The sequence below is a fragment of the Embleya sp. NPDC008237 genome, from assembly GCF_042956465.1.
GTDB lineage: Bacteria > Actinomycetota > Actinomycetes > Streptomycetales > Streptomycetaceae > Embleya.
On sequence record NZ_JBIBGL010000011.1, the window covers coordinates 245,562 to 271,713 of the forward strand.

Here is a 26,152-nt window from a genome sequence, read left to right on the forward strand (position 1 = left end):
CCACGACGGTGGCGGCGGGCTGCGGGTATCGGTGCCGGATGTATGAAGAACGCGAGGTCCGGGCGGTGCGAAACCCCGCCCGGACCTCCGTCGTCGGTCCGGGTGTTTCCGCTTCCACCGGGGCAGATCGGTGGTAAACAGGGCGGAGCGGCGACGGCTATCGTGATCGCGATAGCGTCAGCCCATGGAAGTGACGATCCGACGTGCCAGAACGTCCGATGTGCGGGCCATTCGACGCCTTGTGGATGGGTACGTGGGGCTGCGTATCCTTCTGGACAAACCCACGGTCACCCTCTTCGAAGACGTGCAGGAGTTTTGGGTCGCCGAGCGGGACGCGGACAGTGAGGTGGTCGCGTGCGGTGCGCTGCACGTGATGTGGGAAGACCTCGCCGAGGTGCGCACTCTCGCGGTGGATCCGGTGTGCCGCGGCCACGGAGTGGGCCACCTCTTGCTCAGCAAACTCCTGGAGACCGCGCGTTGGCTCGGTGTTCGACGGATATTCTGCTTGACCTTCGAGGTCGACTTCTTCGCGAAGCACGGCTTCGTCGAGATCGAGGAGACCCCGATCGACCGCGATGTCTACAGTGAACTGATGCGTTCGTACGACGAGGGCGTCGCCGAGTTTTTGGATCTGGAACGCGTCAAACCCAACACCCTTGGCAACACGCGGATGCTGCTCCATCTCTGGCAGTGATCTCGATCCGCGTAGACCGCGTGAGTGTGGTGGAGATCGCGTGCCCCACGCCGGCGAACCCCTTGACGCTTCTTGCCCATGACGGTGTGGTGTGCGGTGAAGTCGCAACCACAAACCCGGTAACGTATTGCCGACTCGACGGGTTCCGCGCGGGTGGGTTTGTATTTTCCCGCAGAAAGCGGTTTCCTTTTCTTGAGTTGGTTGAACCCTCCCGATGAAAGGGAATCCTGGTGGCACAGAAGGTCCAGATTCTTCTCGTTGACGACCTCGACGGCGGCAAGGCCGATGAGACGGTGACGTTCGCGCTCGACGGTGTCTCCTACGAGATCGACCTGAGCGCCACGCACGCAGAGCAGCTCCGCGCGGCCCTGACGACCTACGTCGAGGCCGGCCGTAAGACCGGTGGCCGGGTCGCGGCTCGCCGCGGCGTCCGCCAGGTGGCCAAGGGTGGTGCCGCCTCCGGCGACACCGCCAAGATTCGCGCCTGGGCCAAGGAGAACGGCTATGACGTGAGCGAGCGCGGTCGCGTGCCGGGCAACATCCGCGACGCCTACGAGAAGGCCCACGCCTGATCGTCGACGCCATCATCGAGCGGTGCCCTCCCCCGAACGAACCGGGGGAGGGCACCGCTCATGTCGTTTTCCCGGGACCGGATCGGCGCCGGGGCCGGTGGCCGGCCGTGCCTCAGGCCGGTACCGGACGGTGGTGGGTCAGCGGCCTCGGCTCGGTGGCGCGCGGCCGCGGGAACAGCCGCACGTGCTGGCACGCGTGCGCCAACGTGCTCAGCAGCCGGGTGACGTCCGGGAAGCGCACGTCCACGTGCAGCACCGCGCCGAGGGCCCCGAGGTCGCCGACGGGGCGCACGCGGCCCGGCTCCACCGGCGGGCGCAACCAGCGCGCGTGCTCCCACGAGCGCGGCCACGGCGCCCGCCAGGTGGCCGGCCACGGCGACGGCGCGGCCACCGTGTCGCCCTCGCCGTACGCGCGCAGGTCCAAGTCCAGATCGGCCCAGTCCAGCCAGTCCAACAGGGCGGGCAGGTCGCCCGCGACCCCTGGGGCCACGAAGAACTGGATCCGCCCCGTGCCGGTCGCGGCCACCGGCCCGACCGGGACCCCGAGCCGCTCGGCCCGGTCCAGGGCCCGGACGCCGGCCGCCCCGGGAACATCCAGCACGTCGAACCGCACCCCGGCGGCCAGTCGTACCGAGGCCGCCGGGTCGGCCGCCCAGTACCGGGCGAGCGCCTGCGGATCGGTGGTCGCCACCGCGAGCCCGCCCGCCGCGTCGGGCGATCCCGGGCCCGCCGGCCAGCCGAGGGCCCGCGCGTACCAGAGGGCCTCGTCCAACGGACCGGGCACGACGGGCGCCGAACGGGACGCGAAAACAAGGGTGGCTGCCATAACGTGTTCAACTCCGGGACGACAGCGAGGTTACGAAAGGTGACATGGCAACCGCGATGAGTGACACGACGCGCGGCACGGCCGCGCCGAATCTCGCCGAGCGCCCGCACGATTGCCTGCACGGTGGTCGTGACCTGCCGGTATACAGCGGGTGTCGTCCTGGGTATGACCCGGACATGGTGGGGAGTCGGGGAGGCGGAATCGGTACCGGTGCCGGGGCGGGTGTGTGCCGGAAAAAGCCGCGTTCGCTTCTGGCGTACTCGGAATCGGCCTCAGGACGTGGCCGGCGGGAACACCGACACGCACCATCGGGTTTGACTAGTTGTCCAACGCGGTCCGCAACACGTGGGTCGCACGTCTTCACGGACGAATCGAGCGGTCCTGCGTGCAGGACTAGCATGCGGAAGGACAGGGAGGGGACCGTCCCCGATCTGCACGACCGCTCTGAGGAGCGATAACGATGTTCGAGAGGTTCACCGACCGCGCGCGGCGGGTTGTCGTCCTGGCTCAGGAGGAGGCCCGGATGCTCAACCACAACTACATCGGTACTGAGCACATCCTCCTCGGCCTCATCCACGAGGGTGAGGGCGTCGCTGCGAAGGCCCTGGAGAGCCTCGGCATCTCGCTTGAGGCAGTGCGTCAGCAGGTTGAGGAGATCATCGGTCAGGGTCAGCAGGCCCCGTCCGGTCACATCCCCTTCACGCCCCGTGCGAAGAAGGTCCTCGAGCTGTCGCTTCGCGAGGCGCTCCAGCTCGGCCACAACTACATCGGCACGGAGCACATTCTGCTGGGCCTGATCCGCGAGGGCGAGGGCGTCGCCGCCCAGGTCCTCGTGAAGCTCGGCGCCGACCTGAACCGGGTCCGCCAGCAGGTCATCCAGCTGCTCTCCGGCTACTCCACCGGCAAGGAATCCACCGCGCCGGGCGGAAGCGGCCAGGAGGGGACGCCTTCGACGTCCCTCGTGCTCGACCAGTTCGGGCGCAACCTGACCCAGGCGGCGCGCGAAGGCAAGCTCGACCCGGTCATCGGGCGCGAGAAGGAAATCGAGCGGGTCATGCAGGTGCTGTCCCGCCGCACCAAGAACAACCCCGTCCTGATCGGCGAGCCCGGCGTCGGCAAGACCGCCGTCGTCGAGGGCCTGGCCCAGGCGATCGTCAAGGGCGAGGTGCCCGAGACGCTCAAGGACAAGCAGCTCTACACGCTGGACCTCGGCGCGCTGGTGGCGGGCTCCCGCTACCGCGGTGACTTCGAGGAGCGGCTGAAGAAGGTGCTCAAGGAGATCCGCACCCGAGGCGACATCATCCTGTTCATCGACGAGCTGCACACGCTCGTCGGTGCGGGCGCCGCCGAGGGCGCGATCGACGCGGCGAGCATCCTCAAGCCGATGCTGGCGCGCGGCGAGCTGCAGACGATCGGTGCGACCACGCTCGACGAGTACCGCAAGCACCTGGAGAAGGACGCGGCGCTGGAGCGCCGGTTCCAGCCGATCCAGGTCGCGGAACCGTCTCTGCCGCACACGATCGAGATTCTCAAGGGTCTGCGCGACCGCTACGAGGCGCACCACCGCGTGTCGATCACCGACCAGGCCCTGGTGGCCGCGGCGACGCTCGCGGACCGGTACATCTCCGACCGGTTCCTGCCGGACAAGGCGATCGACCTCATCGACGAGGCCGGCTCGCGGATGCGCATCCGGCGCATGACCGCGCCGCCGGACCTGCGCGAGTTCGACGAGAAGATCGCCAACGTGCGTCGGGACAAGGAGTCCGCGATCGACGCGCAGGACTTCGAGAAGGCCGCGTCCCTGCGCGACAGCGAGAAGAAGCTGCTCGCCGACAAGGCGAAGCGGGAGAAGGAGTGGAAGGCCGGCGACATGGACGTCGTGGCCGAGGTCGACGAGGAACTGATCGCAGAGGTCCTCTCGACCGCCACCGGCATCCCGGTCTTCAAGCTGACCGAGGAGGAGTCGGCCCGTCTGCTCCGCATGGAGGACGAGCTGCACAAGCGGGTCATCGGCCAGAAGGACGCCATCAAGGCGCTCTCGCAGGCCATCCGGCGCACCCGCGCCGGGCTCAAGGACCCGAAGCGTCCCGGTGGTTCGTTCATCTTCGCCGGCCCGTCCGGCGTCGGTAAGACCGAGCTGTCCAAGACGCTCGCCGAGTTCCTCTTCGGCGACGAGGACGCGCTCATCCAGCTGGACATGAGCGAGTTCTCCGAGAAGCACACGGTCTCCCGGCTGTTCGGTTCGCCGCCCGGATATGTGGGTTACGAAGAGGGTGGCCAGCTCACCGAGAAGGTCCGTCGCAAGCCTTTCTCGGTGGTTCTGTTCGACGAGGTCGAGAAGGCCCACCCGGACATCTTCAACTCGCTGCTGCAGATTCTGGAGGACGGTCGACTGACCGATTCCCAGGGTCGGGTGGTGGACTTCAAGAACACCGTCATCATCATGACGACCAACCTCGGTACCCGGGACATCTCGAAGGGCTTCGGCCTCGGTTTCTCCGGATCGTCCGACGTCAAGACCGGTTACGACCGGATGAAGGCGAAGGTCAACGAAGAGCTGAAGCAGCACTTCCGTCCCGAGTTCCTCAACCGTGTCGACGACACGATCGTCTTCCACCAGCTTTCCGAGGAAGACATCATCCAGATCGTCGACCTGATGATCGCCAAGGTGGACGAGCGGCTGCGCGACCGGGACATGGGCATCGAGCTCCGTCCCGCCGCCAAGGCACTGCTCGCCAAGCGGGGCTACGACCCGCTGCTGGGTGCCCGTCCGCTCCGGCGGACGATCCAGCGCCAGATCGAGGACAACCTCTCCGAGAAGATCCTCTACGGCGAGCTGCGCTCCGGGTCGATCATCGTGGTCGACACCGAGGGTGAGGGCAAGGACGAGAAGTTCACCTTCGAGGGCATGGAGAAGGCCCCGCTGCCGGACGCACCGCCCATCGAGGCGACCGGCTCGGGCCCGAACCTGACCAAGGAGTAGTCGGGCCCGCGGGAAACCGCGCACGGCAACGACGGAGGGGCCGCCTCCGGGAATCACTTCCCGGAGGCGGCCCCTTTTTTGCCGACCGAGCCGTCGGCGAACCGGGCAGGGCCGATCGGCCGCGCCGGGTCAGCGCATGCCGTCGGATACGCGCTCGCCGGTCTCGCTCGCGGCAGCCGACCGGGCCGACGGCACCGCCGGCTCGGTCGACTCGTGCAGGCCCACCCGGTCGTGCACCCGGCGCAGGAACCGCGGGGCGTACCACGCGTGCCGACCCAGCACGCGCATCGCGGCCGGCACCAGGATGCCCCGGACCAGGGTCGCGTCCAGGAGGATCGCCAGCGCCGCACCGAAGCCGAACAGCTGGAGGAAGCTCACGCTGCTGGTCAGGAAGGCCACGAAGGTCACCGCGAGCAGCGCCGCGGCGGTGGTGACGATCCGTCCGGTGCGGCCCAGACCCTGCCGGACCGCGTCCTCGTCGGACGCGCCGGCGTCGTGCAGCTCCTTGATCCGGCTGGTCACGAACACCTCGTAGTCCATCGACAGCGCGAACGCGATGCAGAACAGCAGCACCGTCATCGAGGTGTCCATGGGCAGCGGGGTGAAGCCGAGCAGGCCGGAGAGGTGTCCGTCCTGGAAGACCCAGACGGTGATGCCGACCGCGGCCGTGATGCTGATCCCGTTCAGGAGCAACGCACGCAGCGGTTGCAGGATGCTCCCGGTGAACAGGAACAGCAGCACGAACGTGCTGAGCACGATCAACCCGAAGGCGAGCGGCAGCCGGTCGCCGATCGAGGTCTTGGTGTCGACCAGGCGGGCGTCCGTGCCGCCGACCAGGGCCTCGGTGCGGTCCGGTGCCGGGATCGCCCGGACGTCGTGGACGAGGTCCTGGGCGGCATCCGATTTGGCGGGCAGCGTGGTGACCACGGACAGCAGACGCGCGTTCGGCCGGATCCGGTCCGGGCCCGCACTGTCCACCCGGGTCACCCCGGGCAGCGTGGCGAGCCGGGCGGCGTAGGCGTCCACCGGGGCCTGGGCGCCGGAGCCGAGCAGCACCACGTCCAGCGTGCGGGTGTCGTCGAGGCTGTAGTCCGCGCGCAGCGTGTCGCCGACCTGGCGCGCCTGGGTGTCGGTCGGCAGGACCCGTTCGTCGGGCGTGCCGAACGTGACCCCCAGCAGCGGTGACGCGGCCAGCAGCAACACCGCCAGCACCGGCAGCGCGGTGAGCGCGGGCCGGCGGGTGACGAAGCCGGCGAGCCGCGACCACATCGGCGCCTCCGCGCCCTGGACGCCTCGGACGCCCTTGATCCGCATCGACTCCACGCGCGGTCCGAGCACGGTCAGCAGGGCCGGGGCGACGATCAGCGCGGCGAGCGCGGAGACGATCACCACGCCGATGCCCGCGTACGCGAACGAGCGCAGGAAGTACTGCGGGAAGACCAGGAGCACGGCGAGCGCGGCGGCCACCGTCGCGGCGGAGAACACGATGGTCCGCCCGGCGGTGCGCAGCGTGCCCACCACCGCGTCGTGCAGGTCGTGCCCCGCGTGCAGCAGTTCGCGGTGTCGTGCCACGATCAACAGCGCGTAGTCGATCGCCAGGCCCAGGCCGAGCGCCGTGGTGAGGTTGATCGAGAAGATCGACACGTCGGTCAGGCTGCCGAGGACGAACAACTCGGCGAAGGTGCCCATGATCGCGATGAAGCCGATCACGAGCGGGACCAGGGCCGCGATCAGGCTGCCGAAGGCGAGCACGAGCAGCAGCAGGGTCAGCGGTATCGCGATCGACTCGGCGATCGCCAGGCTCTTGCCGACCTGGCCGTTGACGGCCGGCCCGATCGAGGCGTCGCCGCCGACCCGGACCTTGAGCGGACTGTCCGGGGGCAGCTGTGCGGCCTTGGGCAGTTCGCTGACGTCGTCCTCGACCGAGTGGGCGACGAGCAGCGCGCCGCGGCCCCCGTCGGCCTTGAGCCCGGGCGCGTTGGTGGTCCAGTAGGAGGCCACCTGGTCGAAGCCCGGTACGGCGGCGAGGGACGCGGTGAGGCGGCGGCCGGCCTCCGCGACGGCCGGTGCGTCGACGTTCGAGCCGTCCTTGGCCCGGACCTCGACCACCAGGTTGGGCCTGCCGCCGAAGGTGTGCTTGATCTCGTCCTGGGCCCGGGTGGAGGCCGAGTTCGGCGCGTCGAATCCGCCGGCCTGGAGCTTGCCGAAGGCTCCGAAGCCCACCCCGGCCGAGACGAGCAACAACAACGCGCCGACCACGAGCACCGCGCGTGCCCGGCGGAATACGAGATCCCCCAGTCGTTCGAGCATGATCATCGACCTTCCATGCGGTCCGTGGGGACGGCGTGCCAGAGCCGGAGAAGCCATGTTGACGCCGATAACAATGTTTGCATTGATAACTTGGCATCGAATGTGCGCAGTGTCAACATGGGGCTGGATCGAACGGAGAACCATGGCAAGCGAACACGCGGCAGGCACCTCGGGTCGTCGCGGATATCACCACGGCGACCTGCGGAACGCGCTGACCGAGGCCGCGGTGGAACGGGCCCGGGCGGGTGGTCCGCAGGCGATCGTGCTGCGCGAGGCCGCGCGCGCGACGGGCGTGTCCTCCACTGCCGCCTACCGGCACTTCGCCAACCATCACGAGTTGGTCGTGGCGGTCAAGGATCGCGGCCTGGCGATGCTCGCGGCGACGATGCGGGCCGAGTTGGCCGCGGGCGAGCCGTGTCCGGATCCGGGGGACGAGGCACTGCGTCGGCTGCGTGCGGCGGGGCTGGGCTACGTGCGCTTCGCGTTCGCCGAGCCGGGCCTGTTCCGGACCATCTTCCACGGGGTCACCGAGGGCGAGCCGATGATCGGTCGCCGGCAGGCGGCTCGGGCCGCGGGCGACGACGAGGGGCATCTGCCCGGTACACCGGACGAGTCGGAGGAGTCCTACTCGCTGATGTCCCAGGCGCTGGACGAACTGGTCGCGCTCGGACGACTCCCCGCCGAGCGGCGCAAGTACTCGGACGTGGTGATGTGGTCCGCCGTGCACGGTCTGAGCGTGCTGCTGCTGGACACGGAGCTGGCCCATCTCCCGGACGAGATCAAGGCGGACATCGTCCGGCGCGGCATCGACGTGGCCCTGAGCGGTCTGTGAGGCCGGTCGCCGCCGTCCCCCATTAGGTCCCGTCCGACGGGCGCCGGCGGTCGCCCGCTCGCAGGATCGAAGGCATGAGCGCCGACTTCGCAACCAAGACCGCCATCGTCACGGGTGCCGCCTCGGGCATCGGTGCCGCGATCGCCCGCCGGCTCGCCGCCGACGGCGCAAGCGTCGTGGTCGCCGACCTGGACGACGCCGGTGCGGCCCGGGTCGCCGCCGAGATCACCGAGGCCGGCGGAACCGCCCGGGGGATGCGGGTGGACGTGGCCGAGCCGGAATCCTGCGCCGCGCTCGTGCGGGCGGCGGTGGAGGCGTTCGGCGGACTGCACCTCGCGGTGAACAACGCGGGCATCACCGGCCCGCACGCGCACACCGGCGAGTACCCGACGGACGGGTGGCGCAAGGTGATCGACATCAACCTGAGCGGCGTCTTCTACGGGATGCGCCACCAGATCCCGGCGATGTTGGAATCCGGGGGCGGCGCGATCGTCAACATGGCGTCGATCCTGTCCTCGGTCGGTTTCCCGAACGCGGTCGGCTACGTGGCGGCCAAGCACGGCGTGCTGGGCCTGACCAGGACCGCCGCGATCGAGTACGCGCAGCGCGGGATCCGGATCAACGCGATCGGCCCGGGCTTCATCGAGACCCCGCTGCTGAAGGAATCCGACGCCGAGGCGCACGCCGCACTGGCCAGGCTGCATCCCATGGGCCGGCTGGGCACGGTCGACGAGGTGACCGAACCGGTCGCCTTCCTGCTCTCCGATCGGGCCTCCTTCGTCACGGGCAGCTACCACCTGGTGGACGGCGGCTACACCGCGCCGTAGAGCCGGGCGTGCGGATACCCCGCCCCGGTAATCCAATCGGTTGGCGAGTAATAGCCTGACCATTGACGTCGCCGGCCCACCGTGCCACCCGAGCACCACCCGGGTACCCACGTGGGGACCGGTACGCCGGAAAGGGAGAAACCCATGAAGGCCGTGCAATACGTCGAGTTCGGCAAGCCGGTCGAGGTGCGGGAGATCCCCGCGCCCGAACCGGGCCCCGGGCAGGTGCTGCTCGAGGTCACCGCCGGCGGTGTCTGCCACTCCGACATCTTCGTGATGAGTCAACCGCCGGGGACCTTCGGCCCGAACGCCCCGCTCACCCTCGGCCACGAAGGCGCCGGCATCGTGGCCGCCCTGGGCGAGGGGGTCAGCGGCTTCGCCGTCGGCGACGCCGTCGTGGTCTACGGACCGTGGGGCTGCGGCGCCTGCCACGCCTGCGCGCAGGGCAAGGAGAACTACTGCACGCGCGCCGCCGAGCTGGGCATCCGCCCGCCCGGGCTGGGCGCTCCCGGCGCGCTCGCCGACTACGTGCTGATCGACGACGCCCGGCACCTGGTCCCGATCGGCGACCTGGACCCGGTGCAGACCGTTCCGCTCACCGACGCCGGGCTGACCCCGTACCACGCGATCAAGCGCTCGCTGGACAAGCTCCACGCGGGCAGCACGACCGTGGTCCTGGGCGTCGGCGGCCTCGGCCACATCGGTGTGCAGCTGCTGCGCGCGTTGTCCGCCACCCGGGTGATCGCCCTGGACGTGAGCGAGGACAAGCTGGAACTGGCCCGCGCCTCGGGTGCGCATCTGGCGATCAGGTCCGATGACAAGGCCGCCGACATCGTCCGCGAGGCCACCGACGGCGTCGGCGCGCAGCTCGTGCTGGACTTCGCGGGTGTCCAGCCCACCGTTGACCTGGCCGCGAAGTGCGCCGCCACGGAGAGCGACCTGACCATCGTCGGCATCGGCGGCGGCACCCTCCCGGTCGGCTTCGGCCTGATCCCGTTCGAGTGCTCGGTCAGCACGCCCTACTGGGGAACCCGCGCCGAACTGATCGAACTGATCGAGCTGGCCCGGCGCGGCGCGGTGAGCGCGCATGTGGAGAAGTTCCCGCTCGACCAGGCTCCCGACGTGTACGACCGGCTGCACCACGGCCGGATCAACGGCCGCGCCGTGCTCGTCCCGGGGGCCTGATCCGGGCACCGAGCCACCTGCGGAATACCCGGCCGGGGTACTCGGTTCTGTCTGGTGTCCGACGCCGTCACGAGCATTGCGAAGGGAGCCACCGTGACGCTGACCCTGGAGAACTACCGAGTTGCCGAGGAACTGGTCGAGCGACGCGACCCGCTGGGCGCGCTGCGCATCCTGGAGCCGGTGCTGGAGGACGAGCGCGACAACGTGGCCGTGCAGCAGCTGGCCGGCCGCGCGTACTTCCTCTCGCTCCAACTGCGCCGGGCCGAGGCGACGCTGCGGCGGGTGGTCGAGCTGGACCCGTGTGACGCGTGGGCCACGCACGCACTGGGCCGGACCCTGGAGCGGGCCGGCCGCGGTGCGGAGGCCGCACCGTTCCTGCGGCTCGCCGCGGCGATGAACCCGGAGCCGCAGTACACGGCGGCAGCGGCGAAGTACGCCGACTGAGGCCGACTCAGCCCGACGAGGCGGTGGACCGACGGTCCACCGCCTCGTCGGCGCGTGGGCGGCCGAACGGCCACGTCGCCCACGTGAGGGCGAGGAGCAACTGGGCCGCCACGTAGGTGGGCATCACCACCGCGTCCTGACCCGGCACCAGGTCCACGTCGGCGATGCCCAGTGCGATCACCGCATCCGAGAGCAGGAACAACGCGCCGCCGAGTCCGGTGCGCCGGCCGACCCCCGCCGCGTACGCCGCCATTGCGGTGAGCAGGAGGCTGTAGCCGAGCACCGGCAGCAGGAGGTCGTCCAGGCCGCGCCACACCAGCGCCATCGTCGCGCCCCAGGCGAGCAGGTACCCGACGGCCCGGCGTGCGGAGAGCGTGCCGCCCATGCGCCGAAAGGCCAGGAGGTAGCAGACGTGGCCGACCGCGAACCCGGCCATTCCGATCATGAAGGTCGCGTCGTGGTCCACGAGCAACCCGACGTCGCCGACGAACCCACCCGCCAGGGCACCGATCGCCAGCCGCAGGTCGGGCCGCGCACCGGGGCGTGCGGCCACCCACACGAAGGCGATCAGCACCGGCATCAGCAACGTCTTGGTCACCCAGCGGGGCCCGTCGACACCGCTCGCGGCGAGCACCGTGTCGACGACGCCCAGGGTCAGGTACGTGGCGAGCAGCGCGCGCGCCCTCACGCGCCGGCCCGGGCGACGGCCGCCGCCTCGACCGCCTCGGTCGCGGGCTGCCAGCCGGGTCCGCGCAGCACCCGGCCGAACCGCACCCGCCAGGTGCCCGCGGCCCGGACGTCGCGCGCGATGGCCGCGTACTCGTGGAAGGCCACCCGCAGCGGGTTGTACGTCTCGATGTTCTTGGTGAGCCCGTAGTTCACCGGCTCGCCCTCGGGCTCGAAGCTGCGGAACAGCCGGTCCCACAGGATCAGGATGCCGCCGTAGTTGCGGTCCAGGTACTGCCGGTTCGAACCGTGGTGCACGCGGTGGTGGGACGGCGTGTTGAAGACGTACTCGATCGGCTTCCAGAGCTTGTCGATCCGCTCGGTGTGGATCCAGAACTGGTAGAGCAGGTTGATCGAGAAGGACGTGACCACCATCGCCAACGGGAACCCGAGCAGCAACATCGGCCCGATGAACACGATGTGGTGCGCCCCGGTCCAGGTCTGTCGCAGCGCGGTGGAGAGGTTGTAGTGCCGGCTGGAGTGGTGCACGACGTGGCTGGCCCACAACAGCCGGATCTCGTGTCCGGCGCGATGCTCCCAGTAGTAGAAGAAATCCACGCCGACGATCACGAGCACCCACGCCCACCACGTGTGCCCCAACCGCAGCGGGGTGAGCTCGTGCAGCCCGTCCCAGGCCAGTACGGTCAACAACCCCCAGCCGAGCCCGGCCGCGATGCTGCCGAGGCCCATGGTCAGGCTCGTCGCGGTGTCCTTCACCGCGTACCCGCGCTCGTCGTCGTCGGGGGCGAAGCGGTACGACACCCACTCGACGACCAGGAGGAGGGTGAAGGCCGGAATGGCGAACACCGTGAGGTCCATGTCTCGGACCCTACTGGCGAGTAACGCCGGGCGGAAGAGGTGATTTCCCGCTGATTTCCCCCGGTCGTGCCGGTCGTCCCCGAATACGGCCGAAGCCCCCGGCCGCCGTCGCGGACGTGCCGGGGGCGGGGCGATCGGGGGCTTCGCGGGAGGCGGAGCGGAACGGGCCTACATGTTCTTGTTCTTGTCCATGCGCTCGTTCTTGTCCAGTCGCTCGCCCTTGCCGTCGAGGACCTGCACCTTGTCCCCGTCGTGCAACTCGATGCGTTCGCGCCGAACCTCCTCGGTCACCCGCTGCTCGCCCTGCACCTGCTTGGCGACCAGCCGGATGCGCTCCATCGGGACGACCTCCTTGCGGACGACGACCCGCTCGGCGTGCAGCACGATCTCCTGCGCGCTCTCGCGCATGTCCGGACCTTCGAGCGCGGCGCCGCGGTTGGAGCTGTCGATCGGCTCGCGGACGATCTCCCACTCCTCGTGCATCACCGGCACGACCTTTTCCACCTGCTGGGTCTCGATCACCTTGCGCAGTGCCACCCGCCCGGCCTCGACCATCTCGACGTGCACGTCCAGCCGCTCCTCGGAGCGGGTCATCACGTCGTCGGAACCGGCCTTGCCGGACATCGACCCGGCCCGGGCCGTGCCCGTGCCGGCACCGGTCGTGCGGGCCGTGGTGGAGGACGCCATGCCTGCCTTGGCATCCGGATCCATGCCCGACCGGGCGTGCCGGCCGGTCGTGGTGCCGGTGAGCCCGGTGGCCGTGGTGGACGGCGTCCGAGTGCGGCCGGTCGGCGGGTCGTTGGTGCGCACCGACGGATCGTGCTTGCCGGTCAGCTCCTCGTAACCGTCGTCCGAACCCGCGAGCTGGGACTTGGACATGTCCGCCCGCCGGTGGGTGCCGGCCGCACCGGCGGCGCCGGCCGCTCCGGCGGTTCCGGCGGCCGTACCGGCGGTGCCGGTGCCGGTGCCGGTGCCGGTGCCCTGGGAGGTCTCGGTGCGGGTCATGCCGCTGGACGGCGTGACGCTGTAGTGACGGTAGAGGCGGGCCTCTTCCTCCGGCGAGAGGTGCTCGTCGGTGCCCAGGCTCGGCGCCTCCTTGACGAGTTCCTTGTCGAACGGCACACGCAGGTCGTCGCCCTGCATGTCGGCCGGGCCCAGCGGCACGAAGCTCTCGCGTCCGCCGAACATGCCGGTCTTGACGGTGACCCATTCCGGCTCGCCGGTGCGGTCGTCCAGGTACACCTGACCGATGGTCCCGATCTTGTTGCCTTCGGAATCGACGACCTTGCGGCCGATGAGTTCCTGCGGGGTGACATTCGTCTTCACGAGCCAACGCTCCTGTTCCCGGCGTCGCGGCAAGGGTGTCGCGACATGGCGGTCGTCGTGTGGGAGCTCCGATCACCAGCAGACGGCGATTCGGCCGAAGCGACAACCGGAGGCGGTCGGGGCGGTGCCGGCCGAGGGCCCGTCGCGGCGCTGTCATCAGCGGGAATGCAACCCGTGTCGGCCGACGAGCGGGGTCGGCGAGATTCACCCGTGTGGGTGAGTGACCAGTCGGGCTGGAGCGGTTACCAGGAAGAGGATCGGCGCTGCTCGGGGCGCCTGTGGAGGGAGTGCGGCGAGGGCCGGGCGGGCGGTCGGGTTCCCGATGGCCGACGACGGATGCCCGATGACCGATTCGGCGACGATCGGGTCGGCGCGCACTCGGGGTGGGCGGTTCGGGATTTGTAGGCTTTCGTTATGACCATGACCATCCGCCCCGCGACGGCTCGGGATCTGCCCGGGCTGCTCGCGCTGTACGCGGAATTCCATCCCGACGACGTGCCGCTGCCGATCGAGGACGCCCACTTGATCTGGGCGGACATCGCCACGCAGCGCGGTCGTACGGTGCTGGTCGCGGATCTGGACGGGGACATCGTCGGCACCGCCGACTGCGTGGTGTTGCCCAACCTCACCCGGGGCGGGCACTCGATCATGTTCGTGGAGAACATCGTGGTGGCGGCGGCCCGCCGCAGACAGGGGACCGGCAGCCGGCTGTTGGCCGCCGCCGGCACGCTCGCCGGCGATGCGGGGTGCTACAAGCTGCAACTCCTGGCCGCCGACACCGGCGAGGCGCAGGAGTTCTACCGAGCCTGTGGCTTCGGGACCACGGCTCTCGGCTTCCGTCGATACCTGCGATCCGTCGTGCCCGACTAGGCCGTGTCCGGCGGGCCTTGGGACATGGCCCGGCACCCGGCTCAGGCCCCGGGGAGGATACGGCGCGTTTCGTAGGCCCACATCGCGATCTCGACCCGGTTGCGGGCGCCGAGTTTGGCCATCAGGCTCGCCAGATGCGTCTTCACCGTGCTGAGGCTGATGTGCAGTGCATCGGCGATCTCGGTGTTGGTCAGCCCGCGAGCGACGGCGAGGAGCACCTGCTCCTCGCGGGCGGTGACGGGGGAGACCGGCTGGGTCACGGGCCGGCCGGCGGGCAGGTCCGCGAATGCCTGGAGCAGACGAACGGTGACGCTGGGCGCGATGAGCGCCTCACCGCCGGACGCCGACCGTACGGCCTGGGCCAGAAGGTCCGGTCCCGTGTCCTTGAGCAGGAATCCGCGGGCGCCGGCACGCAGCGCGCCGTAGACGTACTCGTCGAGGTCGAAAGTGGTGATGACGACCACGGCCGGCGGGTCGGCGACGCCCGGGCCGGCGACCGACCGGGTGGCCTCGAGCCCGTCGATCACGGGCATGCGAATGTCGAACAGGCAGACGTCGGGGCGCAGTTCGCGGGCCAGACGTACCGCTTCCCGTCCGTCGGCGGCCTCGCCGACCACCTCGATGTCGGGCTGGGCGTTCAGCATGATCCGCAGCCCGGTGCGAATGATGGTCTGGTCGTCAGCGACGAGGACGCGGATGGGCACCGCTCTCGGTCCTCCCTCTCGGCAGCTCGGCTTCGACATGCCAGCCCTGGTCGGCGCCGGGGCCGGCTTGCAGGTTGCCGCCGAGCAGGGCAGCGCGCTCGCGCAGTCCGGCAAGTCCGTATCCGGCACGGCCTCGGCCGGTGCGGTGGCCGTTGTCGCGCACACTCACCCGTACCGTGTGCCGTTCCGCGGTGACCCGGACGACGACCTCGGTCGCGTCGACCGCATGGCGCATGGCGTTGGTCATCGACTCCTGCACGATGCGGTAGACGGCCGCGTCCACGGCCGGGGGCAGCGTGTCCAGTTCACCGTCGAGCCCCAGGTCGACGCTGAGGCGACCACCCGGGGTGCGCACCAGGCGCTCCAGATCCGCGACACCGGCAAGCGGCGCCAGCTCGGCGCCGGTCCCGCGGTTGCGCAGCGTGGCGACCATGGCTCGCATTTCCTCCAGCGTGCGCGCCCCTTCCTCCTCGACCCCCTCCAGCGCCTCGACGGCGGCGGACGCGTCGGTGCCCGCGAGCACCTGGCCCGCCTGGGCGCGGATCACCATGGCCGAAACGTGGTGGGCCACCGTGTCGTGCAGTTCCCGGGCGAGCTGCTCACGCTCGCGGGAACGTACCTGCTCCAACTGGCGCTCGCGAGCGGTCACCCGGAACCGCACGGCAGCCCCGATCAAGCCGGGCAGGAACAGGAAGACAAAGCCCCCGACCTGTTCGGCGGCCGGGATTTCGCCCATGACGGCACACAGCGCGAAGGCCGTGAGGATCACCGCGCCGCCCAGCACGATCTCCCGTCCCGATCCCCACCGGGACAGCGCATACACCAGCATGAGCACGACCGCGCCGGTGTCCAGGCCGACGGGCTCGCGCGGTCCGGCGACCAGCGAGGCCAGCTGGAGCAGGATCACCGAGCCGAATGCCAGCGTGACCATCGCCAGTGGGCGGGTCCGGCGCCACAGGGGCAGCAGGCACAGCCATACGGCGCACACCACCGCCACCGGCCGCCACAGGACGTTGTCGCGCAGGGTGGCCTCCAGCACCACGGCGCCCAGGCTCGCGGCGAGCAGCGCCCAGTCCCGCCACACCCGGGCGGGCGCGTCGGGCGGCGGGGGTTCGGTCCACAGGGTTCGCAGGTCGTCTCGCAGCACGGTTCTCAGCCTAGGGACCGCGGCGTGCCGCGCATCGGCCGAAAGGACGGGGCGTCACTCCGCCGTGGGGCCGACCGATCCGCGGCCCGCGAGCCGATGCCGCAGAGCGCCGTGGCGAGGAACCTCGGCATCGGCGGCCGTACAAGGACGGCCGCCGAGGTGGTTGGAGGAACCGATGCTCTCGAAAGCCCTGTTGCGCCTGGGCACAAGCGCCGCTTGCCATCCCTGGCGGGTGATCGCGGCATGGCTGATCGCCGCCACGCTTGCCGTCCTTGCCGCGATCGCCTTCGGTGGGCGGACCGCGGACTCGATGACCGCTCCGGGACTGGACTCCCAACGGGCCGCGCAACTGATCGAGCGGGCCGGCACCGGCCAGGAGGGGATGACCGCCCAAGTGGTCGTCACCCCCCTCGACGGCGGTGCGACGTTCTTCGACCACGGCAGCGCGCGCACCGCTCTCACGCGGCTGCAGACCGAGGTGCGGCGGCTGCCGCACGTGCTCGGCACGAGCGACCCGGCGGGGGCACTCGACGCAGGCGGGGACACCGGCGTGCGCGGCGGCCTGGTCTCGGCCGACGGGCGGATCGCGGTCGTGCGGGTGCAGTACCCCGACCAGAGCCGGCTGTCGGCCGAAGACCTCGACGCCCTCGTCGATCTCGGCGGCCGGCTGCGTGCCGAACTGCCCCTGCGCATCGAGATGGGCGGGAATCTCTTCTACGCCTTCTCCGACCCCGACGGCGGCGTGAGCGAGCTGATCGGCATCCTCGCCGCGGCCGCGATCCTGTTCCTGGCGTTCGGTTCGCTCGTCGCCGCCGCGCTGCCGATCGGCATGGCGGTCTTCGGGCTGACCGTCGGGGTTTCCACGATGACGGTACTGGCGGGGGTGACGGACGTCCCGACCTTCGCCCCTGTCCTGGGCAGCATGGTCGGGCTCGGAGTGGGCATCGACTACGCGCTGTTCGTGCTCGCCAGGCACCGGGAGTACCTCGCGCGCGGGCTCGATCCCCGCGAGGCGGCGGGGCGAGCGGTGGCCACGGCGGGGAGGCCCGTGGTCTTCGCCGGCGGCACCGTCGTCGTATCGATCCTCGGCATGGCGGTCGCGAACGTACCGTTCATGACGGTGGGCGGGTTCGCCGTCTCGATCGTCGTGCTGACCATGGTGTTCGCGTCGGTGACGCTGCTGCCGGCCTTCCTCGGCGCCGCCGGCCCACGTCTGGGCAGGGCCGGCCGGATCGGCCGGGCTCTGCGGACCGGGAAGCCGGGCCGACTCGCACGGCGGCGGGACCCGGCGGCGGGCGCCGCCCACGCCGCCGGGTGGCGTCGCTGGATCGGGCACGTCAGCCGACACCCGGTGCCGTACGCGGTCGGCGCGGCGGGGCTGCTGCTGACCGCAGCGCTGCCCGTGCTCGGGCTGCGCGTCGGCCTGCCCGACGACGGCTCACTGCCCCACAGCCGAACCGAGCGCCGGGCCTACGACCTCGTCGCCGAGGGGTTCGGCCCGGGCACCAACGGTCCCCTCGTCATCGCCGCGGACCCCACCGGCGATCCGGGAGTGCTGGACCGACTCGTCGCCACGGTCGCGGCGGATCCGGGCATCGCGTCCGTCGCGCCGACGCACATCGATCGGGCCACCGGGATCGCGACCCTCGTGGTGTTCCCGACCACCAGCCCTCAGGACAAGGCCACGGCCGACACCATCGCCCGGCTGCGCACCGACGTGTTGCCCACGGCGATCGGGCACGGCCCGGCCAGGGCCCACGTCGGCGGCGCCGCCGCGAGCCTGTCCGATGTGGGCCAACGCACCAGCCAACGCCTGCCGGCGTTCGTCGCCGCCGTGCTGGCGATGTCGTTCCTGCTGCTGATGCTGGTCTTCCGCTCGATACTCGTACCGCTCAAGGCGGTACTGCTGAATCTGCTGAGCATCGGCGCGGCCTACGGCATCATGGTCGCGGTCTTCCAGTGGGGCTGGGGAGGCGCACTCATCGGGCTGGAAGCGACGGTTCCGATCGTGTCGTTCATCCCGATGTTCCTCTTCGCCATCCTGTTCGGCCTGTCGATGGACTACGAGGTGTTCCTCCTCTCCCGCGTACGCGAGGAGTACCTGCGCACCGGCGACAACGGCACGGCGATCGTCGAGGGCATCTCGGGCACCGCCCGGATCATCACCTCGGCCGCTCTCATCATGGTGGCGGTCTTCCTGTCCTTCGCCGTCTCCGAGGACCCCTCGATCAAGATGTTCGGGCTCGGCCTGGCCACCGCGATCTTCATCGACGCCACGGTCGTACGCATGGTGCTGGTACCGGCGACCATGACACTCCTCGGTCGGACCAACTGGTGGCTGCCGAAGTGGCTGGACCGGATGCTTCCCCGCGGCCCGGTCGGCACCGACGACACCGACGCGGGATCCACGGGTGAGGCCCCGCGGCCACGGCTGGTCGACCGTTGACACAACTCCTGCCCGCCCGTCCCGAACCGCCGGATCACGCCCTCGAACCGCTGCCGCGCTCGCTCGCCACAGCCGCGTCCGCCTGGCGTCACCTGCCGGTGCGCCAGGGGCCGCCGAGGGAGCCCTCCGGGGGGTCGGCGGGGCCGTTGTGCAGCCAACCGGTGCCTCGGCAGTGCGGACAGCGGGTACCGGCCCAGATCGTCGACACCTCGCGATGCCGGCTGCGATACACCCGGCCGGAGGTGTCCAGGCCGGTGCCCTGGCACCCCATGCAGCGGATCGCGTCGCCCGCCGTGGACTCGTCGCGTCCGGCTTCCTCCGTCACCGCGTTCCCCTTCGATCGGTGTGCGCCCACGATCGAGCCGTATCGCGTTCCGTGATGGGCGTGTGTACACCCAGTATTCGCGGGCCGTGCGCCGGGCGCCGGGATTCGGGACAGAAAGGTTTCCGGGTCGGTCGCGGCCGGGGTGCGGCGGGCCGGCGGGTCGGGTCGACGGGCCGACGGGCTCGGCCGCGGCGCGGGGGCTGCGGCACCCGGGGTCGGCCGGCCGGCATGCGCATTGCAATCCGTTTGCCCGGTCGTTCCGCCGCGTTGGAAAATAATGGTCGCCGAAATGACACGCGCCGCTCGGATCGTCGATACAGTTTTCGATCGAATTGCCGAACATCGATGAGGGTCAATTTCAGGCGGCTATTTCCACGATGATATTATGCCGCCGATCGGTGTGCGGGACGACAAGAGCTCGGGAGCAAGGCGATGGGCGTAGAAAACGCCTTGGTCGAAAAGAATGCGACCGAGGGCACGGAGAATGCCGATCCGGAAATGTCGCGAAAAAGGCCGTGGTATCGGCCGGATGCGCGGACCGGATGGGCCCTGGCCGTCGTGCTGGTCCCGGCCCTGTTGCTCGGACTGGCCGCCTTCCGGCGACGCTGGATCGGCGACGACGGGCTGATCTTCGTCCGCGTCTCGCAGCAGATCCTGGACGGGAACGGGCCCAACTTCAACGTGGGCGAGCGCGCCGAGGCGGCCACGTCCACGCTGTGGCCGTGGTTGCTCGCGCTGGTCGGCGGGGTGACCGGGATCGACCTGGTCGCCGTCGCGGTGTACGGCTCACTGGTGTGCGCGGTCGCCGGTCTGGCGATCGCCACGATGGGCACGCGGCGGCTGTACCGCGACCTTCCGGGTGGTGGATGGCCGCTGCCCGCCGGGGCGCTGGTGATCGCCGCGCTGCCGCCGTTCTGGGACTTCGCCACGTCCGGCCTGGAGATGGGGCTGATCTTCGTCTGGCTGGGCACGAGTTGGTTGCTGCTGGGCCGGCTGGACCGGGACAGTTCCCTCACCCGCCAGGCGTGGACCTCGTTCGCGCTCGGGATGGGTGTGCTGGTGCGGCCCGACCTCGCGCTGGGCACGATCGTCTTCGCGGTGGCCGCGTGGTTGCTGCTGCGGCCCTCCCGCAGGCGGTTGGCCCTGCTCGCGCTGTGCGGTGGCCTGCTCCCGGTGCTCTACCAGATCTTCCGGATGGGCTACTACGGCGTCCTGCTACCCAACACGGCGATAGCCAAGGAGGGCACCAAGACCGACGTCGGTCGCGGCTGGACCTACTTCGAGGACTACGCGAGCCCGTACAACATCTGGGCGCCGCTGCTGCTGACCGTGGTGGCGGTCGGTCTGCTGGTCGGTGTGGGCCGCTCGATCGGCGACTTCGAGCGCTACCGGATCCGGGTGCTGACCGCGACCGCGCTGGTCGTGGGCACGGTGCTGCTCGGCTACGTGATCGTGGTGGGCGGCGACTTCATGCACGCCCGACTGCTGCTGCCCGGCACCTTCGCGTTCCTACTGCCGGTCCTGGTGCTGCCGTTGCAGCGGCTGTACGCGAGCACCGCGGCGGGGCTGGCCGTGTGGTCGGTGATCTGCGCGGCCTCGATGCGAGTGCCGTACCAGGGCTTCGGTCCGAAGAACATCGAGGACACCCGCTCGTGGTACGTGACCTGGACCGGCGAGCGGAACCCGGTCACCTCGAAGGCCTACCGGGACGCCTTCGTGAAGCGGCTCGAAGGCGTTGGCACCGAGTGGCGCAAGGACACCGCGACGCCCGGCGCGCAGTTCGTCTACCTGACCTACTACCACGAGCCCGACAAGTTCTGGATGTTGAACTTCGACTTCCGCTCGGCGCCGCTCAAGTACCACGTCCCGGTCACCGACTCGGTGGTCTACGGCGCGCTCGGGCAGCCGGCGGTGCTGGTGCCCACCTCGGGACTGGCGATCGACATCTTCGGCCTGGCCAATCCGCTCGGCGCGCACCTGGACCTCGACTATCGCACCCGGTCCGGGCACGACAAGCTGACCTACATCGAATGGATTCTGGCCGACTTCACCGAGCCGGGTACCGCACTGGACCTGCGCAATGTCGATCCGGCCAAGGTCGAGGCGGCTCGGCGCGCATTGAACTGCGGCGGTATTCGCGAACTCCGGGAAGCGACCCGCGAACCCATGTCGGTATCGCGATTCTGGAAGAACCTCATCGGGTCGCCGAAACGGAACTCGATGCGGATTCCGACGAATCCGATCGATGCGGAGAAGCAGTACTGCCACTGAGCGGACCGGCGGGCAGTCGGTACACGCCCGCCGCCAGCGGTTCGACCAGTCCGTCCGCGACCAGCCCGTCCAGTGCCCGTGCGCGTTGGACGGGCTCGTCCCACACCGCGTCCAGCGCGGCCTGGGAGACCGGGCCGGCGCTCTCCCGCAGCACCGCGAGCAGCCGACCGCGGACCTGGCGGTCGGTGCCCGCATAGGTCTGGCCGCGCCGGGGCGGGCCGTCGTACGCGGGCTTGCCCGCCAGCCGCCATGCGCACAGGGCGGCGATCGGGCAGCCCACGCACTTGGGCGACTTCGCGGTGCACACCAGCGCGCCCAGTTCCATGATCGCCACCGCCCAGGTCGCGGCACGTTCCGCGGCGGCGGGCAACAGTGTGGTCGCGGTGCGCCGCTCGGCCGGCGTGGTGGCCTGCGGCGGGTACTCCACGCCGTCGATCGCCCGGCCGATCACCCGGCGCACGTTGGTGTCCAGCACGATGTGCCGCTGCCGGAACGCGAACGAGGCGATTGCCGCGGCGGTGTATTCGCCGACGCCCGGCAGCGCCAGCAGATCCGCGTGTGCGGAGGGGACTTCGCCGTCGTGGCGCTCGACCATCGCGACGGCCGCGCCGTGCAGCCGCAGCGCGCGGCGCGGGTAGCCGAGTCGGCCCCACATCCGTACCGCCTCGCCCGGCTCGTCGGCGGCCAGCGCGGCCGGCGTGGGCCAGCGGGTCAACCAGGCGTCGTAGACCGGCAACACCCGGGCCACGGGGGTCTGTTGCAGCATGAACTCGCTGACCACGACCGCCCACGCGGATGCGTCGGGGGCGCGCCAGGGCAGATCGCGTCGATGGGCCGAGTACCAGTCCAGGATCGGCTCGTGCAGTGCGTGTGACATCTCTCCCTGATCCTCGCACGTTACGCGGGGTCACTCGGGCGAGTGACCGGGGCTTCTGCCCGCAAATGCCGGAATGAGCCTGCGACCAGGGCTTCTTCGGCCGCGACACGGCGCGAAATTCCAACGCTTTCGACGGTGTGGCTACACCGGACGGCGTAACGATTACCCCTAGAGTTTGCGCGTGGACTCGATGCGCCGTCCCGTGGGTCACCTGCCGTCAACCGTGTATTGGCGACGGCGGGTCGTCGTGCTGCTCGCCCTCGCGCTGTTGATCGCGCTGGTGGCCTGGGCATGTACTGCCGGTGGGGACTCCGACGACAAGAAGAACGCCTCGGACAAGAAGCCGATCGCGACCGGATCGGGCTCGCCCGGTCCGAGCGCCATCACGCCGGGGCCCAACCCGACCAACGGTGCCAATCCGCCGATCCCGGGTGGTGGTACCGGCACGCCCGGTGCGGGCAGCGCCGGCGCGTCGGCGGGCACGGCCGGCCAGTCCGCAGGGCAAACGGGCCAGAGCGCCGGGCAGTCCGCGGGCAGTGCCGGCAGCGGCGGCACCACACCCGGTGGCGGCGCGCCCGGCGGTGGCAAGGCGGCGCCCCCCGCCGGCGGCAACTGGTGCACGCCGAGCATGATCCGGGTGCAGATCCAGCCGGTGGAGTCGGGCAAGAGCGCGTACAACGCCTCGCAGAACGTGGCGCTCAAGCTGATCGTCACCAACGAGTCCGGCCCGACCTGCTACGTCGACCTCGCGCCGAGCCGCGCCTACATCGAGGTGCTCTCGGGCAGCGAGCGGCTGTGGAGTTCGGCCGACTGTGCCGCCGGTGCCCCCACCGACGTGCGGCAGTTGCAGCAGGGCGCCGCCCAGGCCGTGTCGATCACCCGGGACTGGGCCTGGACCCGCTCCAACGCCGGGCAGTGCGCCACCAACGGCGGCCAGACCAAGGCGGCTCCCGCGGACAAGGCCGCCTACCGCGCCAAGGGCACGCTGGCGGGCCTGGAGCCGTCCGGCGAGTTCGTGTTCACCGCGACGGTGGGCAAGTAGCGGGACGTCCGCATCCGAGTACGAGAAGGGCCCCGGCGCACGCGCCGGGGCCCTTCTGGTGTCCTGCGTACGACCGCGGCTACACGTAGCGCTCCAGGATCGAGGACTCGGCGAGTCGGGACAGGCCCTCGCGCACGCTGCGCGCCCTGGCCTCGCCGACGCCGTCCACGGCCTGGAGGTCGTCGACGCTGGCCGCGAGCAGCTTCTGCAGGCCGCCGAAGTGCTCCACGAGCCGCTCGATCACCACGGGTGGGAGCCGGGGGACCTTGGCGAGGAGTCGGTAGCCGCGCGGGCTGACCGCGGAGTCGAGCACCTCGTGGCCCGACGTGAAGCCGAGCGCCCGGGCCACCGTCTGCAGATCGAGCAGATCCGCATGGGCGAGACCGTCGAGCTCGGCGAGCACGTCGGCCTCGGTGCGGCCGCGCTTGATCGCCCGCTCGGGCACGTAGTCGCGGGCGACCAGCTTGCGGTCGTCCTCGACCCCCGCGATCAGCTCTTCGAGTTGCAGCGAGAGCAGTCGCCCGTCGACGCCCAACTCGGTGACGTAGCCGTCGATCTCGCGGGCGATCAGGCGCACCATCTCCAGCCGCTGGGACACCGCGCACACGTCCCGCACGGTGACCAGGTCCTCGATCTCCAGCGCGGACAGCGTGCCGGACACCTCGTCGAGCCGGAGCTTGTACCGCTCCAGGGTGGCCAGCGCCTGGTTGGCCCGGGACAGGATCGCCGCCGAGTCCTCCAGCACGTGCCGCTTGCCGTTGACGTAGAGCGCGATCAGCCGCATGGACTGGCTCACCGAGACCACCGGATAGCCGGTCTGTTTGTTGACCCGCTCGGCGGTGCGGTGTCGGGTGCCGGTCTCCTCCGTCGGAATCGACGGGTCCGGGACGAGCTGGACGCCCGCCCGGACGATCTTCGTGCACTCGCGGTCGACCACGACCCCGCCGTCGAGCTTGCACAGCTCGCGCAGCCGGGTCGCGGAGAACTCGACGTCGAGCACGAAGCCGCCCGTGGACAGCGCCTCCACCGTCTTGTCGAAACCGAGCACGATCAGGCCGCCCGTGTTGCCCCGGAGAATGCGCTCCAGGCCGTCGCGCAGTGCGGTGCCCGGGGCCACGGACTGCAGCGCGGCCCTCACGAGGGCCGCATCGGCGCTCGTGCCCTTGTCGGTCCGGTCATTCGTAGCCACAGAACTCCCCGTGGTCGTTGCCATCCTCGGCCGGCCATCGGCCGTCACCCGGGCATTTGCTCCGGTATGCACGGCCGGGAGCGCCTCAGGACCTGCGGTCGACACAGGTCGGCCGCTACGTCGGAAGATCGGTGGAAAAGTCTAGTGCCTCCCGGCCGCCGACCGGTCGCCTTATCCGGCCCGAAGCCGTGTTTCGGCACAGGTCGCGCATGCCGTTCCGCTTGTCGAGTATCTCCGAGGCGACACGTGGTCACTCCTCGGGGCACCGGAAAGTTGCCGGCCGGCATGGCGCGGTACCGCCTGCGTCGTGTCCGGGCGGGCCCGCGGCGGCCCGCTCACTCGCGGTCGGCCTTGCGCTCGCGGTGCGAGACCAGGTTGAACGCGCGCAGTGCCTCGCGGATGTCGGCCACCTCGATCACCTTCATGCCCTTGGGGATCTTGCCCGGGTCGGGCGGCACCAGCGCGTGGGTGAAGCCGAGCCTGAATGCCTCGGCGAGCCGGCGCTGCACGCCGGTGGCCCGACGGATCTCGCCGGCGAGGCCGACCTCGCCGACCGCGACCAGCTTGGACGGCAGCGGGTGGTCGGCGGCGGCGCCCGCCAGCGCGAGGGCCGCGGCCAGGTCGGCGGCCGGCTCGGTGAGCTTCACGCCGCCGACGGTGGCGGTGTAGATCTCGGTCTTCTCCAGCCGCACCCCGCCGCGTCGCTCCAGGACCGCGAGCACCATGCCCATCCGGGCCGAGTCGAGCCCCGAGGTGGCCCGGCGCGGGGTGGGGATCTGGGACGGTGCCACCAACGCCTGTACCTCGACCACGAGCGGGCGCTTGCCCTCCAGGGTGACCGTGACGCACGTGCCGGAGACCGGCTCCTGGCGCTGGGTCAGGAACAGGCCGCTGGGGTCGGTCAGCCCGGTGATGCCCTCGTCGTGCAGCTCGAAGCAGCCGACCTCGTCCGCCGTGCCGTAGCGGTTCTTGATCGCGCGGACCAGGCGCAGCCGGGCATGCCGGTCGCCCTCGAAGTGCAACACGACGTCGACCAGGTGCTCCAGCACGCGGGGGCCGGCGATCGAGCCGTCCTTGGTGACGTGGCCGACCAGGACGGTGGCGATGTTGCGTTCCTTGGCGATGCGGATCAGCGCGCCGGTGACCTCGCGGATCTGGGACACGCCGCCGGGCGCGCCGTCGATCGCGGGCGAGGCGATGGTCTGCACCGAGTCGACCACGAGCAGTGCGGGCTTGACCGCGTCGACGTGGCTGATCAGCGCGGCGAGGTCGGTCTCGGCGGCGAGGTAGAGCTCCTCGTTCAGCGCGCCGATCCGGCCCGCGCGCAGCCGGACCTGGGCGGCGGACTCCTCGCCGGTGATGTAGAGCGTGCGCGCGGCCGGCGAGGCGGACTTGCTGGCCACGTCCAGCAGCAGGGTGGACTTGCCGACGCCGGGCTCGCCCGCGAGCAGCACGACCGCGCCCGGGACCAGGCCGCCGCCCAGCACGCGGTCCAGTTCCTCCACGCCGGTCGAGCGGAACTTGGCCGCCTGGACGTCGATCCGGCCGATCGGCAGCGCGGCGGTGGTGACGGGTCCGGCGACGATCGAACGGGCCTTGGGCGCGCCGAACTCCTCGACCGTGCCCCAGGCGTGGCACTCGTTGCAGCGGCCCAGCCATTTCGGCCCGGTCCAGCCGCATTCGGTGCAGCGGTACGACGGGCGATCCTTCGTGGTGGTCCTGGCCATGCCAGGAACG

22 protein-coding genes are annotated in these 26,152 nt (G+C 70.6%); 11 read left to right on the forward strand and 11 right to left on the reverse strand.

The annotated features are described in order from the left end of the window. The first annotated feature begins 184 nt into the window (after nucleotides 1-184). Both ACFZBU_RS28070 and ACFZBU_RS28075 read left to right on the forward strand, forming a co-directional pair. On the forward strand, nucleotides 185-694 hold the full coding sequence (locus tag ACFZBU_RS28070) for an amino-acid N-acetyltransferase (protein ID WP_391586442.1): 510 nt from the start codon (nucleotides 185-187) through the stop codon (nucleotides 692-694). Between the two features lie 230 nt (nucleotides 695-924). Continuing rightward, entirely contained in the window at nucleotides 925-1,266 is a 342-nt protein-coding gene (locus ACFZBU_RS28075; protein WP_391586443.1) for an Lsr2 family protein, read from the forward strand. 112 nt (nucleotides 1,267-1,378) lie between these two features. Here ACFZBU_RS28075 and ACFZBU_RS28080 read toward each other — a convergent pair whose 3' ends face one another. Continuing rightward, nucleotides 1,379-2,092 (reverse strand): SCO3374 family protein, encoded by a 714-nt coding sequence (locus ACFZBU_RS28080; protein WP_391586444.1) that lies wholly within the window; start codon nucleotides 2,090-2,092, stop codon nucleotides 1,379-1,381. Nucleotides 2,093-2,552: 460 nt separating this feature from the next. Between ACFZBU_RS28080 and ACFZBU_RS28085 the strand changes: the two genes are divergently transcribed. Then, nucleotides 2,553-5,075: an ATP-dependent Clp protease ATP-binding subunit gene (locus ACFZBU_RS28085; protein WP_391586445.1), complete on the forward strand. Its 2,523-nt coding sequence runs from the start codon at nucleotides 2,553-2,555 to the stop codon at nucleotides 5,073-5,075. 129 nt (nucleotides 5,076-5,204) lie between these two features. Here ACFZBU_RS28085 and ACFZBU_RS28090 read toward each other — a convergent pair whose 3' ends face one another. Next, a complete protein-coding gene (locus ACFZBU_RS28090) occupies nucleotides 5,205-7,385 on the reverse strand; it encodes an MMPL family transporter (protein WP_391586567.1) in 2,181 nt (726 codons plus the stop codon). A 142-nt stretch (nucleotides 7,386-7,527) separates the two neighbouring features. On the opposite strand from ACFZBU_RS28090, the gene ACFZBU_RS28095 reads away from it, so the two are divergent. From ACFZBU_RS28095 to ACFZBU_RS28110, 4 genes are all read left to right on the forward strand, one after another. Beyond that, nucleotides 7,528-8,217, forward strand: a complete 690-nt coding sequence (locus ACFZBU_RS28095; protein WP_391586446.1) for a TetR/AcrR family transcriptional regulator — start codon at nucleotides 7,528-7,530, stop codon at nucleotides 8,215-8,217. Between the two features lie 74 nt (nucleotides 8,218-8,291). Then, entirely contained in the window at nucleotides 8,292-9,044 is a 753-nt protein-coding gene (locus ACFZBU_RS28100) for an SDR family NAD(P)-dependent oxidoreductase (protein WP_391586447.1), read from the forward strand. A gap of 144 nt (nucleotides 9,045-9,188) precedes the next feature. Then, nucleotides 9,189-10,229, forward strand: a complete 1,041-nt coding sequence (locus ACFZBU_RS28105; RefSeq protein WP_391586448.1) for an NAD(P)-dependent alcohol dehydrogenase — start codon at nucleotides 9,189-9,191, stop codon at nucleotides 10,227-10,229. Between the two features lie 93 nt (nucleotides 10,230-10,322). Next, nucleotides 10,323-10,673, forward strand: a complete 351-nt coding sequence (locus ACFZBU_RS28110; protein WP_391586449.1) for a tetratricopeptide repeat protein — start codon at nucleotides 10,323-10,325, stop codon at nucleotides 10,671-10,673. A gap of 7 nt (nucleotides 10,674-10,680) precedes the next feature. On the opposite strand, the gene ACFZBU_RS28115 is transcribed toward ACFZBU_RS28110, so the two are convergent. The 3 genes from ACFZBU_RS28115 to ACFZBU_RS28125 all read right to left on the reverse strand — a co-directional run bounded on the left by ACFZBU_RS28115 (nucleotide 10,681) and on the right by ACFZBU_RS28125 (nucleotide 13,544). Further along, nucleotides 10,681-11,361: a lysoplasmalogenase gene (locus ACFZBU_RS28115; protein WP_391586450.1), complete on the reverse strand. Its 681-nt coding sequence runs from the start codon at nucleotides 11,359-11,361 to the stop codon at nucleotides 10,681-10,683. Next, a complete protein-coding gene (locus tag ACFZBU_RS28120; protein WP_391586451.1) occupies nucleotides 11,358-12,218 on the reverse strand; it encodes a sterol desaturase family protein in 861 nt (286 codons plus the stop codon). The genes ACFZBU_RS28115 and ACFZBU_RS28120 overlap by 4 nt, the downstream gene beginning before the upstream one ends. Nucleotides 12,219-12,386: 168 nt before the next feature. Next, the gene (locus tag ACFZBU_RS28125) at nucleotides 12,387-13,544 is read right to left on the reverse strand and encodes a DUF2382 domain-containing protein (RefSeq protein ID WP_391586452.1); all 1,158 of its coding nucleotides are present in this window, start codon (nucleotides 13,542-13,544) and stop codon (nucleotides 12,387-12,389) included. A gap of 414 nt (nucleotides 13,545-13,958) precedes the next feature. On the opposite strand from ACFZBU_RS28125, the gene ACFZBU_RS28130 reads away from it, so the two are divergent. Continuing rightward, complete coding sequence (locus ACFZBU_RS28130; protein ID WP_391586453.1) at nucleotides 13,959-14,414, forward strand: GNAT family N-acetyltransferase; 456 nt, start codon at nucleotides 13,959-13,961, stop codon at nucleotides 14,412-14,414. Between the two features lie 41 nt (nucleotides 14,415-14,455). Here ACFZBU_RS28130 and ACFZBU_RS28135 read toward each other — a convergent pair whose 3' ends face one another. Further along, nucleotides 14,456-15,118, reverse strand: a complete 663-nt coding sequence (locus tag ACFZBU_RS28135) for a response regulator (RefSeq protein WP_391586454.1) — start codon at nucleotides 15,116-15,118, stop codon at nucleotides 14,456-14,458. Beyond that, nucleotides 15,093-16,265, reverse strand: coding sequence for a sensor histidine kinase (locus ACFZBU_RS28140; RefSeq protein ID WP_391586455.1), 1,173 nt, complete (start codon nucleotides 16,263-16,265; stop codon nucleotides 15,093-15,095). Before ACFZBU_RS28140 ends, ACFZBU_RS28135 begins: the two co-directional genes overlap by 26 nt. Before the next feature lie 175 nt (nucleotides 16,266-16,440). On the opposite strand from ACFZBU_RS28140, the gene ACFZBU_RS28145 reads away from it, so the two are divergent. After that, nucleotides 16,441-18,711, forward strand: coding sequence for an MMPL family transporter (locus tag ACFZBU_RS28145; protein ID WP_391586456.1), 2,271 nt, complete (start codon nucleotides 16,441-16,443; stop codon nucleotides 18,709-18,711). Nucleotides 18,712-18,799: 88 nt separating this feature from the next. On the opposite strand, the gene ACFZBU_RS28150 is transcribed toward ACFZBU_RS28145, so the two are convergent. Continuing rightward, nucleotides 18,800-19,036, reverse strand: a complete 237-nt coding sequence (locus ACFZBU_RS28150) for a hypothetical protein (protein WP_391586457.1) — start codon at nucleotides 19,034-19,036, stop codon at nucleotides 18,800-18,802. 498 nt (nucleotides 19,037-19,534) lie between these two features. Between ACFZBU_RS28150 and ACFZBU_RS28155 the strand changes: the two genes are divergently transcribed. After that, complete coding sequence (locus ACFZBU_RS28155) at nucleotides 19,535-21,307, forward strand: hypothetical protein (protein ID WP_391586458.1); 1,773 nt, start codon at nucleotides 19,535-19,537, stop codon at nucleotides 21,305-21,307. Here ACFZBU_RS28155 and ACFZBU_RS28160 read toward each other — a convergent pair. Then, the gene (locus ACFZBU_RS28160) at nucleotides 21,231-22,184 is read right to left on the reverse strand and encodes an A/G-specific adenine glycosylase (protein WP_391586459.1); all 954 of its coding nucleotides are present in this window, start codon (nucleotides 22,182-22,184) and stop codon (nucleotides 21,231-21,233) included. The genes ACFZBU_RS28155 and ACFZBU_RS28160 overlap by 77 nt on opposite strands. Nucleotides 22,185-22,365: 181 nt before the next feature. Between ACFZBU_RS28160 and ACFZBU_RS28165 the strand changes: the two genes are divergently transcribed. Further along, nucleotides 22,366-23,226, forward strand: coding sequence for a hypothetical protein (locus ACFZBU_RS28165; RefSeq protein WP_391586460.1), 861 nt, complete (start codon nucleotides 22,366-22,368; stop codon nucleotides 23,224-23,226). A 79-nt stretch (nucleotides 23,227-23,305) separates the two neighbouring features. Here the strand turns inward: ACFZBU_RS28165 and disA are convergent, their stop codons facing one another. Beyond that, complete coding sequence (gene disA, locus ACFZBU_RS28170) at nucleotides 23,306-24,415, reverse strand: DNA integrity scanning diadenylate cyclase DisA (RefSeq protein WP_391586461.1); 1,110 nt, start codon at nucleotides 24,413-24,415, stop codon at nucleotides 23,306-23,308. Between the two features lie 335 nt (nucleotides 24,416-24,750). Further along, nucleotides 24,751-26,142 carry a DNA repair protein RadA gene (gene radA / locus ACFZBU_RS28175; RefSeq protein WP_391586462.1) on the reverse strand — a complete coding sequence of 464 codons (1,392 nt, stop codon included), beginning with the start codon at nucleotides 26,140-26,142 and terminating at the stop codon, nucleotides 24,751-24,753. Between the last annotated feature and the right edge of the window lie 10 nt (nucleotides 26,143-26,152).